This window comes from Streptomyces sp. NPDC059668 (genome assembly GCF_042734135.1).
Classification (GTDB): Bacteria; Actinomycetota; Actinomycetes; order Streptomycetales; family Streptomycetaceae; genus Streptomyces.
Window position 1 is genome coordinate 68,743 of the sequence record NZ_JBHWEL010000037.1, and the last position, 10,532, is coordinate 79,274.

General features: G+C 72.1%; 13 protein-coding genes. 4 read left to right on the forward strand and 9 right to left on the reverse strand.

Annotated features, from left to right (window positions below; all coding sequences use genetic code 11):
* Window positions 1-84: 84 nt before the first annotated feature.
* Window positions 85-1,131, forward strand: a complete 1,047-nt coding sequence (locus ACFV2J_RS24925) for a MerR family transcriptional regulator (protein WP_385087191.1) — start codon at window positions 85-87, stop codon at window positions 1,129-1,131.
* Between the two features lie 123 nt (window positions 1,132-1,254).
* On the opposite strand, the gene ACFV2J_RS24930 is transcribed toward ACFV2J_RS24925, so the two are convergent.
* The 9 genes from ACFV2J_RS24930 to ACFV2J_RS24970 form a co-directional block, all read right to left on the reverse strand.
* Complete coding sequence (locus tag ACFV2J_RS24930) at window positions 1,255-2,460, reverse strand: cysteine desulfurase-like protein (protein WP_385440651.1); 1,206 nt, start codon at window positions 2,458-2,460, stop codon at window positions 1,255-1,257.
* Window positions 2,461-2,616: 156 nt separating this feature from the next.
* Window positions 2,617-3,099, reverse strand: coding sequence for an ATP-binding protein (locus ACFV2J_RS24935; protein ID WP_385087186.1), 483 nt, complete (start codon window positions 3,097-3,099; stop codon window positions 2,617-2,619).
* A 43-nt stretch (window positions 3,100-3,142) separates the two neighbouring features.
* Window positions 3,143-3,514, reverse strand: a complete 372-nt coding sequence (locus tag ACFV2J_RS24940; protein ID WP_385087183.1) for an STAS domain-containing protein — start codon at window positions 3,512-3,514, stop codon at window positions 3,143-3,145.
* A 210-nt stretch (window positions 3,515-3,724) separates the two neighbouring features.
* The gene (locus ACFV2J_RS24945; RefSeq protein WP_385087180.1) at window positions 3,725-4,090 is read right to left on the reverse strand and encodes a PRC-barrel domain containing protein; all 366 of its coding nucleotides are present in this window, start codon (window positions 4,088-4,090) and stop codon (window positions 3,725-3,727) included.
* 209 nt (window positions 4,091-4,299) lie between these two features.
* Entirely contained in the window at window positions 4,300-4,683 is a 384-nt protein-coding gene (locus ACFV2J_RS24950; protein ID WP_385087177.1) for an STAS domain-containing protein, read from the reverse strand.
* Window positions 4,680-5,117, reverse strand: coding sequence for a B12-binding domain-containing protein (locus ACFV2J_RS24955; protein WP_385087174.1), 438 nt, complete (start codon window positions 5,115-5,117; stop codon window positions 4,680-4,682). The genes ACFV2J_RS24950 and ACFV2J_RS24955 overlap by 4 nt, the downstream gene beginning before the upstream one ends.
* Window positions 5,114-6,790 (reverse strand): PP2C family protein-serine/threonine phosphatase, encoded by a 1,677-nt coding sequence (locus ACFV2J_RS24960; protein ID WP_385087201.1) that lies wholly within the window; start codon window positions 6,788-6,790, stop codon window positions 5,114-5,116. Before ACFV2J_RS24960 ends, ACFV2J_RS24955 begins: the two co-directional genes overlap by 4 nt.
* Window positions 6,791-6,957: 167 nt before the next feature.
* Complete coding sequence (locus ACFV2J_RS24965) at window positions 6,958-7,134, reverse strand: hypothetical protein (protein WP_148014566.1); 177 nt, start codon at window positions 7,132-7,134, stop codon at window positions 6,958-6,960.
* A gap of 177 nt (window positions 7,135-7,311) precedes the next feature.
* Window positions 7,312-7,650 (reverse strand): hypothetical protein, encoded by a 339-nt coding sequence (locus tag ACFV2J_RS24970; protein WP_385087171.1) that lies wholly within the window; start codon window positions 7,648-7,650, stop codon window positions 7,312-7,314.
* Between the two features lie 751 nt (window positions 7,651-8,401).
* Here ACFV2J_RS24970 and ACFV2J_RS24975 point away from each other — a divergent pair.
* The 3 genes from ACFV2J_RS24975 (at window position 8,402) to ACFV2J_RS24985 (ending at window position 10,452) form a co-directional block, all read left to right on the forward strand.
* Window positions 8,402-8,572 carry a hydrophobic protein gene (locus tag ACFV2J_RS24975; RefSeq protein ID WP_385087168.1) on the forward strand — a complete coding sequence of 57 codons (171 nt, stop codon included), beginning with the start codon at window positions 8,402-8,404 and terminating at the stop codon, window positions 8,570-8,572.
* A gap of 79 nt (window positions 8,573-8,651) precedes the next feature.
* Complete coding sequence (locus tag ACFV2J_RS24980; protein WP_385440658.1) at window positions 8,652-9,227, forward strand: Dps family protein; 576 nt, start codon at window positions 8,652-8,654, stop codon at window positions 9,225-9,227.
* Between the two features lie 343 nt (window positions 9,228-9,570).
* On the forward strand, window positions 9,571-10,452 hold the full coding sequence (locus tag ACFV2J_RS24985) for an RNA polymerase sigma factor SigF (protein ID WP_385087163.1): 882 nt from the start codon (window positions 9,571-9,573) through the stop codon (window positions 10,450-10,452).
* Window positions 10,453-10,532: the final 80 nt, after the last annotated feature.

A 10,532-nucleotide genomic window follows, 5' to 3' on the forward strand; every position in this document is an offset into this window, starting at 1 on the left:
CTGCTTCCGCCCGCTCGGGCGCCTCACGAGGCCGTGCTCCCGTACCCGGGCGACGCCCGGCCGCGCGCCGGTGGAGGCCACTCCATGAAGGTGACCGAACACGCGGCCCCGCACTCCACGGACGCGGGCGTGACCACCGGCTCCCTGGCGCGCAGACTCGGCGTGTCGCCCACGACACTGCGGTCCTGGGACCGCCGGTACGGGATCGGTCCCGCCCTGCGGACCGACGGCCGCCACCGCCGGTGGACACCCGAGGACGTGGCCATGCTCCAGGAGATGTGCCGGCTCACGGCCGGGGGTCTGCCTCCCGCGGAGGCCGCCCGTGCGGCGAAGGAACGGGCCCGCGGCCGCGTCCGGTCCCCCGCGCTCGCCCTGGTACGGCCGCCGGCCGAACCGCGGATGCCGAACTCACCACCCGCGACGGCCCTTCCCCCGGGCGCGCCGGCCTCGCGGTCGGGGACCGGTCTGCCGCTCGGCGACGTACGGCTGGAGTGCCGGGGTCTGGCGCGCGCGGCCGTACGACTGGACGCGGCGGCCGTGCAGGGCATGCTGACCGCCGCGGTCGAGAGGCACGGACTCGCGACGGCCTGGGCCGAGGTGATGGTGCCCACGCTCCGCGCGGTCGGGCGCAAATGGGAGTCCTCGGGCGACCGGTACGTCGAGGTCGAGCACCTGCTGACCTGGCACGTCTCGGCCACCCTCCGGCACGTGTACGTGTGTGCGACGCGGAACCCGCGCACGGGTGTGCCACCCGTCCTGCTGGCCTGTCTTCCGGGTGAACCGCACACCCTGCCCCTCGAGGCGCTCGGCGCCGTGCTGACGGAGCGGGGCGTGCCGGCCCTGATGCTCGGTGGCACCGTGCCCGCCGAGGCACTGATCGCGGCCGTCCGAAGGGTCGGTCCCTCGGCGGTGGTCCTGTGGTCGCAGTCGCGCTCCACGGCGAACCCGCCCCTCGCCCGCCACGTCGCCGGGACACGATGGGGCGTACGGGGCGCGCGGACGCGGAGCCTCGTCCTGCTCGGCGGCCCGGGCTGGGACGAGGACCCGGGACCCGGACTGCTGCGGCCGCGCCGGCTGGACGACGCGCTGCGGATGCTCGGCGCGCCGGAGCACCGACCCGCGGACCACTAGGGGCCGGCGGCCCACCGGCCCGCGGAGCCTGGTTCTCCGCGGGGCCCGCCGGTCCCGGGTACACGGATCGCCGCCGCTACCGGCGGGACGCGTCGCGCGGGAGCGGTTCCTCCGCTGGACCGGTCACGACTTCAGGAACGCCGCCAGGCCGTCGAGGAGCCGCTCCACGTCGCCCTGGTGGTTGTACGGCGCGAGCCCGACACGCAGACCGCCGGTGTCGCCCAGTCCGAGGTGCCGTGACGCCTCCAGCGCGTAGAAGGAACCCGCGGGCGCGTGGACGCCCCGCTCCGCCAGGAAGTGGTAGGCGTCCACCGCGTCGCGGTCGTCGAAGGTCAGGAGCAGGGTGGGGGTGCGCTCGGCGGCCCGTGAGTGGACGGTGACGCCGTCCAGTGCGGCCAGTCCGGACTCCGTCAGGTCGCGCAGCTCCCGCTCGTGCCGCTCGACGGACCGGAGCGCGGAACCGAGGCGTGCCCGGCGGCCCTCCGCCGGGCCGGTTCCCAGACCGGCGAGCAGGTCGACGGCGGCGCGGGTGCCGGCGAGGAGTTCGTAGGGCAGCGTCCCGAGCTCGAAACGCTCCGGGACCGCGTCGGTGGACGGCAGCAGCTTGTCCGGGCGCAGCGTCTCCAGCAGGTCCGCGGACGCCGCGAGGACACCGTGGTGCGGGCCGAGGAACTTGTAGGGCGAACACACGAAGAGGTCGGCGCCGAGCTCCGCGAGGTCCACGAAGGCGTGGGCCGCGTAGTGCACTCCGTCGACGTGGAGCAGGGCGCCCGTGCCGTGGACCAGCCGGGCGATCTCCGGGATGTCCGGGATCGTGCCGATGAGGTTGGAGGCGGCGGTCACGGCGACCAGCCGGGTCCGCTCGGTGAGCAGGTCTCCCACGGCCGACGGCGGGAGTTCGCCCGTCGCCGGATCGAAGTCCGCCCACCGGACCACGGCGCCGGCCTGCTCCGCGGCCTGGAGCCAGGGGCGGATGTTGGCGTCGTGGTCGAGACGGCTCACCACGATCTCGTCGCCGGGCGCCCAGTCCTTCGCCAGCGTCCGGGAGAAGTCGTAGGTGAGCTGGGTGGCACTGCGGCCGAAGACGACCCCTGAGGGGTGCGTCCCCAGCAGGTCGGCCATGGCCTGCCTGAACTCCCTGACGAGCGCCTCCGCGTTCGCCTCTCCCGGGGCGACACTGCCCCGGATCGAAAGGGGGCCCTCGAGCGCGTCGGCGATCGCCGCGACGACCGGGGCGGGCGTCTGTGTCCCGCCCGGAGCGTCGAAGTGGGCGAGACCGGCCCGCAGGGCGGGGATCTGGGCGCGCAACGCGCCGACGTCGAAGGTCAACTCGGGCTCCTCATCGGCGGCGTCGGATCCCGCCCCTGTCCGGCCGGGCCACGTCCGGGGAGGCGCTCGCCCGCGGGCGCGGGCACGGTCCGTGGACGATCATCGCAGGCGGTCGGGCGTCGGGGAAGGCGGGGCGTCCGCCCCGGCCTCGGACCGTCACGTCAGCGGGACGAGGACCCGGATCGTCTTGCCGCCGCCCGGTGACGGTTCGACGGTGACCTCACGGGCGAGGCGGTTGATCAGGGGCCATCCGTACCCGTTCGGGCGGTACCCGTCGGGAATCGCCGCGAAGCCGAAGGCGCCGGCCGGCACGACGTCGCTGTTGTCGCGCACGGCCAGCCGGATGCCTGCCGCGGTCGGTGTCGCCCGGAACCCGGCCAGGCCCTCACCGTGCCGGATGGCGTTCGTGACCAGCTCCGAGACCACCAGAAGCAGGTCGACGAGGGCCTCCTGACGCACCCCACCGGCGGATCTCCAGTGTTCGCGCACGAGGGCCGCCACCTGCCGGCGTGCCGTCGCGGGGCTCGTCACCTCGGGCGCCCGGGCCGCCGAGGGCCTCGACGGCGGGGCGAGAGAGGCGTGCTGGAGTGCGTCGTTCTGGTCCGTGATGGTGATGTCCCTGCGTTCCGCTGCTCTCATACGGTTTCCTCGTGGGTCGCGCCCTGCCGCGGCACACCGGCCGTCATCGCCCGACCGCCGGATCGGCTACGGTCATCGCCGCCCGTACGCTGTCGGTGAGGACGAAGAAGCCCTCCGTGCCCGTCACGTCGAACAGCCTGCGGACGATGTCTCTGAAGGGCCCGCACACCACCATGAACGTGCCGCAGGCCCGATGGGCGCGCTGCGCTTCCAGGAGGACGTGCAGGATCGACGAGTCCGCGAAGAGGGTCCCCGACAGGTCGACGACCGTGCGGGCGGCGCCCACCCGTCGCGCGAGATCAAGGGCTTCCTCCAGTTGGGGCGCGCTCTCGTGGTCGATGTCGCCGCCGACTCGCACCACGAACGCGTCTTGGGCCTCCGCGTACGTGACGGTGGCCTCCAACTCGTCGGGCATCTCCACACTCTTTCTGCTCTGCTGGTGCAAGGGCACTCTTCCGGCCTGGCATCACGGGCATCACGTGTCCCATGTGCGTTTCGGCACGGGTTGAGCCTCCGCATGCACGACTGCGGATACGACGTCCACTCCGTGGGACCGGGCCGTGCGGCGGCCGCGCCGGGTTCCGCCGACGGCCCCGGGCCCGGGGGTTGCTCTCTGCGGCCGCCATCAGGCGGGCTGCCTCGGCGGCAGGCTGCGGTAGTAGGTGCCGACCCGGGCGAGGTATTCGGGGTCGAGGGTCTCGCTGTCGGTCCGGAAGCGCGGTGCCGACTTGATCTCGTCCCTGGTGCATGCCATCGTCACCTTCTGCGTCGCCGAGTCGATGTCGGCGACCACACCCACGGGCACCAGGACGCTCTTGCCGAACACCCACACACCGGTGTCGACGACGAGATGGCGCATCCCGGAATCGTCGGCCTGCCGGTCCACATGTCCTATCGTCCCGTCGGTCGCCTCGACGGCGAACCCCGTGAGGTCCTGTGCCTCGGGGCTGCGGAAATGCGGCGCGTACGACCAGATTCTCTCGAGCGTCATCTCTTCTTTCCTCCTGCGTAGCCGGTTCGCTCCGCCGGTGACGCACCCGTGGGGAAACCCGGCGGAGGGAGATCGCGGGACGGGGAAACCGTCTCCCGCGTGCTCCAGAGCTGCAAATACCCTGGTATCCGGATCGCATTCGGCGGAAATTCCGGTGCGTCGGCGTATTCGCCGACGCGCGTGACAGCCACGTACGGCTGTTCGGAAGGTCAGCCCGCGCCGGGCCGTCGCGCACCGCTGCCCTCGGCACCGGGCGCGGTGAGGTGGTGGAGCGTGCCGGTGATGTCCAGGAGTCGTTCCAGGGCGGGGGGACGCTCGTCCAGGTGGAGGCGGACGCCCGCGAGGTCCGTCAGCCGACGGATCATCAGCAGCGTGGACAGGCCCATGGAGTCGATGCTGTCGAGCGCGGAGAACGCGACGCGCAGTGCGGCCGGCCCGTCGCCGTCGTCGCGCCGGTCGCCGAGGCATTCCTCGACGGTCCTCATCAGTTCGCCGCACGTCTCGAAGTCGAGGTCACCGGCGACGTGGATCAGGACGGTTGTGGCCTCGGCCTCGACGGTGAGCGTGAAGGGCGGGGTGTTCGAAGGGGTCATGCGGGCTTTCCGGGGCCGGGGACCTGTGCTGACGGCGCTCGGGCGGCGAGCGCCTCCCGCGCCCGGCCCAGGGTTCGGCGGGCACGCGGGAAGTCCTTACAGGCCACGGTGACGCGGGGGCCGTCGGGGGTGTCGTTCCGGTGGCCGGGGTGCCGGGTGAGGGCGCCGATGACCCGCTCGTGGATCGCGGTGGCGGTGTGCTCCTGCGTGACGGTCAGCCGGTTCGCCGCCCATTCCGCGCCCACCCTCACCTGTACGGGGGCGATCACGTCGAGCAGAACCGTCTCCGCGTCGGCGGCGGGTCCCAGGGTGGCGAAGACCGCGGCGGCGGCACCGGATTCGTCACCCGTACTGACCGCCGACCACAGGCGGTCGCGGGCGTGTTCGAGCACGGTGGCGTCGTGGTCCTCGCAGCGGACGGACGGACTCGTCATGCGGTGTACCTGCCCCGGGTGTGGCCGTTCACCGCGCTCAGGTGCGCGTGGTGCGGTGCGGTGACCGCGACCGTCGCCATGTCGTCATGGCCGCCGCGCCCGACCCACTGCGCGGCGAGCATCTGGATGTGCTCGACCACGGCCTCGGCGGGCAGCCCGGCGCAGCGGGCCAGCGCGGACTCCAGCCGCCGGACGCCGAACAGCTCGTCCCCCAGCGGTCCGCCCCTGCCCTCGGTGATGCCGTCGGTGAAGAACAGACACGTCTCCCCCGGGGCCAGTTCGACCTCGGCCGTGGTGGAACTGATGTCCCAGAACGCGCCGACCAGCGTCCCCCGCGTCTCGACCGTCTCGACCAGGCCGTCAGCCCGGACGATCAGCGGAGCGGGGTGTCCGGCGCTGGTGACCCGCAGGCGGACCGTCCCGCCGCGGCGCACGACGGAGGCCAGGGCCAGGGTGACGAAGCGGGTGTGATGGGAGTTCATCAGCGCCCCGTTGAGCAGTCCCAGCAGCCGCTGGTGGTCCTCGGCCAGCGGCAGGAGCGCCTGCACCGTGTTGCGGACCTTGCCGGTGAGCACCGCGGCGTCCAGGCCCTTGCCGCACACGTCCCCGAGGACGACGAGGGATTCCTGCCCCTCGTCGGCGCCGGGATGCACGTCGTAGAAGTCGCCCCCCACCCGGTCGGCCTGGCCCGAGGGCAGGTACTTCCCGGCGAACTCCACGCCGTGCACGCTGTGGAGCTGGGGCGGCAGCAGTTCGCGCATCAGGGTGGTGGTGATGGCGGCCTGCTCCGCGTACATGCGGGCCGCCGACATCGCGGCACCCGCCCGGGCGGCGAAGAGACGGGCGAAGATCTCCTCGCTCTCGGTGAAGGCCGTCTGGCGGCCGGAGCGCAGCAGCACGAGCGCGCCCGCGGGCACCCCGTGGCCGGGCAGGGGCGTCACGACGGCGGAGCCGACCGGGTCGGTGAACCCGTCGGGGACGGCCCACCCGGGAACGGCGGCCGGGTCGATCCAGCGCGACGGCACGGGCGGGAATCCGCGCAGGGCGTCGCTCAGGCCGGGCAGTTGGTCCGGGTCGGCCTGGATCTGCCGGTGCACGACGTCGCCGTCGGGCCCGCAGTACGTCACGGGCACCTTCCGCCCGCGTGGCGGAGCGACGATCACGGCGGCGTCGGCGAGGTGTTCGGCGGCCAGGCGGGCGGTGACCTCCATGCAGCGCTCGACGTTCAGTGACGACAGCAGCGCGCTGGAGGCGCCGGCCAGGAACGCGGTGCGCTTGCGTTCGCTCGCGAGGGCGTCCTCGGCGAGCCGCCGGTCGGTGTCGTCGACCAGCCACCACATCACGTCACCGTCGTCCGTGCGGGTGGGATGTGCCTCGAAGCTCCGGTCACCGACCGGCCCGTGGACGGGGGACGCGGGAGATCCGGACGCGGTGTCCCCGCTCTCCACGGCGGGGGAACCGGTCCGGGCGTGCGCGTCCGCGATCCACTCCGGCACCACACAGCGCAGCCACGCGCCGGGAACGGCGCTCGGGAAAAGGGCTGCCGCCGCCGCGTTCACTTCGACGACGTCACCGGACGGGTCGGCGACCAGGACGGGGTAGGGGGCGGCGCCCCACGTCGTACCGGAATCGATACCGCGCGGGCCGGCGGGAGGCTGCTGGGAAGTGTCCACGAGCAAGGGCGCGTGACTGCGTGCCCACAACCTTCTTTCCGAGGACGAGAACAGTTTCCTTCCGGCAACCATCTCGCGTCGGGCCGCGTCACTGCAAGTCACCCACCACAAGTCCCGTCAAGCCCCGCGGGACGCGTCCGGTTCGCGTACCCTCCGCCCGCCCCGCGTCAGCGCCTGCGCCCCCGGGCGGCCCAGCCACTGCCGATCCCGGCCACGTGAAGTGCGAGCAGGGCCAGGCCGATGAGCATGACGTTGGTTGACGTGAACACGTCATTCGTTGAGATGTCCGCGGCGTTGATCAGGAACGCTATGAACAGCAGGACCGCCGCGACGATGCCGAGCATGATGTCTCCTCTTCCGAAGTAATGGTGACGTCCGGATGCCCCCAGGACGCCCGCCGACACCACCTCCGGTCGCCCTCGTCACCCGCCCGGGAGGAATACGGGCATCTCGGGCACCGGGAGGACGCGGGCGCGCCCGGCGAAGGAAAACGCCTTCGCCGGGCGCGTCCTGACGAATCGCTAGGAGACGACGGACTCGGGCGCCTCTTCGCGCTCCGGCGCTGCCGGCTCCAGGCCCGCACCGGCCGCCCGCCAGACGGATTCCTCCCGCACGACGAGCCCCTGGTCGGCCAGTCCCTTCAGATGCCGCAGGACGGTGGCCTCCTGGAAGCCGACGGCCGCGCAGAGTTCGTCCAGGCCGGACCCCTTCGCGCCGGCGCTCGCCAACTGCTCCCACGTACGCACCGCGTGGCGGCTCAGTCCGCTCTCCCGCACCCTCCGCAGAACGGCGGGGTGCTCCTCGTCCCCCTCGTCCCCCTGGATCTGCCCGGGAAGCGGGGCGCGAGCGGGCGTCGGCACGCCCGCGCCCCCGGTCGCCGGCGTCTCACGACCGGCGGCCGCCTCCTCGCGTCCGGCCGACGGTTCCCCGCGACCGGCCACCCGCGATTCACGTCCGGCCGACGGTGCTCCCTCACCGGCCACCCGCGCCTCACGTCCGGTCGACGGCGTCCCACGGCCTGCCGTCACTTCCTCACGACCGGCCGTCGCCGGCGGCACAGCACGCGGCGCCCCGGCCCGTCCGACCGGACGCGGCGTCATGTTCACCGTGCGGTGCCTGCGCCCCTTGCGGTGTCGGCTCATCGGTTCCTCATCTCCGCATCGACGATGCTCACGACAGGACAACGAGCCAGTCACCAGAAAGTCGTTCAGCCGTTCGAATGACGTCTGGGCGGGGTGACGACGACCGCCGTACACAAGTCCAGCCCTCCCGGGCGGCCCCCAACGGCGTTCCCTGGGGCCATCATTGAGCCCCCGCCACCCGGGCCCGCGCGTACCGTTCGGTCCGCTCCCTCGCCGTCCGCGCCGTACCGGCCCGCAGTCCGTCGGAAGCAGACTCCATGGCACACGTCCCGGCCGCCCCGGCCCGCCTCCCGGGCGGAGCGGCGTCGTGATCGCGTCCCGCGTCCCGGGCCTGATCCTGCCCCTGGCCGCCTTCCTCGCGCTCGTCGTGGGAGCGGTCTGGTACTGGCGCAACAGGGGCGAGTAGGCCCGGGGGACATGTGTGGCCCCAGGGAACCGGGGCACTCGCGGTCCTGGAGGTTGATACCGAATGGTTCCCCTGATCGTGGTCCTTCTGCTCGCTCTGCTGCTTTTCGGCGCCGGCTTCGCCGTTCAGGCCCTGTGGTGGATCGCCGTCATCGTGCTGGCCGTCTGGCTGCTCGGTTTCGTGGTACGGCCCGGGGCGGCCGGGGGCCGCCGTGGACGCTGGTACCGCTGGTAGTCACGCCGTCGACGCGGCGTCCGCGAAGACCCGCAGACAAGACCCGCAGGGAATACGACGCGAAAGAAAGAATGAAATCATGGCTTCTTCCACGACCCCGAACTACACGATTCCCGGGATCAGCACGAGCGACGGCGGCAGGATCATCGATCTGCTCCGTACACGGCTGCACGCCCTCAACGACCTCTCCCTCACGCTGAAGCACATTCACTGGAACGTCGTGGGCCCGCATTTCATCGCCGTGCACGAGATGCTCGACCCGCAGGTGGAATCGGTACGGGGGATGGCCGATGACACCGCCGAGCGTGTCTCCGCCCTCGGCGGGGTGCCCCAGGGCACCCCGGGGGCCCTGGTGGCCGAGCGCACCTGGGACGACTACAGCGTCGGCCGCGCGGACGCGATCGCCCATCTCGGGGCCCTCGACCTGGTCTACACGGGGATCGTCGAGGAGCACCGCGCGGCCGTCGCCGAGATCGGCAAGATCGATCCGGTGACCGAGGACCTCCTCATCGGGCAGCTGCGTTCACTGGAACAGTTCCAGTGGTTCGTGCGCGCCCATCTCGAAAGCTCCGGCGGAACCCTGGCCAACGCCACCGCGCAGACGGAACGGCAGGCGGCGCGGCTGGCTGAGCGGAGCGGCGAGAAGCAGCAGTAGCCGTCGGTGGACAGTCCTCCGGACGAAGGCCCGGACCCGTACCTGGGGTCCGGGCCTTCGCTCTCGCGCGACGCCCGCCCACCACGGGTCACCTCACCACCTGATCAGCCGCCCGCTCGGCCACTCGGCCGTCCGGTCACCCGGTCACTCGGCCGCCCGGTCATCCGTCGGGACCGGGTGCATCCGGAAGGCACCTCCGGCAGGAAGGGGTGCTTGAACCGGCGTCGGCGCACCACGGGACGAACAAGTTCCAGAATTTCGGTGTGTTGGCCGGCATGACTCGCATAGGGCAGGGCACACGAGCCCTGTCTTCAGTTCCTTCGGACGATTTGGGGTGGACCGCATGGCAGCCGTGACGGCAGCGATGGCAACGGACACGGCACGGCATGCGGTGACGGTCCAGGGGGAGGCACTTCCTCTGATCAACGAGCCTCTGAAGGTCAGCCCGAAGGACGCGCGCACCCTGTCCCGCCAGTTCTTCGACCGGCTGGCGGTGCTGGAGGAAGGCACCCACGAATACCAGTACGCGCGCAACACCCTGATAGAGATGAACCTCTCCCTCGTGCGGTACGCGGCGGCCCGCTTCCGCAGCCGCAACCAGGACGAGATGGAGGACATCGTCCAGGTCGGCACGATCGGGCTCATCAAGGCGATCGACCGGTTCGAGCTCACCCGCGAGGTCGAGTTCACCTCCTTCGCCGTCCCCTACATCGTCGGCGAGATCAAGCGCTTCTTCCGCGACACCAGCTGGGCCGTCCACGTGCCCCGGCGTCTGCAGGAAGCCCGCATCGAGCTGGCCAAGGCGACCGAGGAGCTGCGCACCCGGCTGGGCCGGACCCCGACCACGCGTGAGCTGTCGGCGCTGATGTCCCTCTCCGAGGAAGAGGTCATCGAGGCCCGCAAGGCCTCCAACGGCTACAACTCCTCGTCCCTGGACGCCGCGCTCACGGCCGACAACGGCGCGGACGGGGAGAGTGTCCTCGCGGACTTCATCGGCGAGGACGACCCCGCGCTCGAACTGGTCGAGGACTTCAACTCCCTGGCGCCGCTGATCGCCGGCCTCGACGACCGTCAGCGCCAGATCATCCACATGCGTTTCGTCGAGGAGCGCACCCAGGCACAGATCGGCGAGGAGCTCGGGATCTCGCAGATGCACGTCTCGCGTCTGATCACCCGCATCCTGAAGCGGCTGCGCACCGGCCTGCTCGACCCGTCGGTCGCCTGACACACCGGGCTGCGGCCCGGGTCCCTTCTGGGTCCGTCGTGCCGGGGGCTGCTTCTCATACCGGAACTCCGGTATGAGAA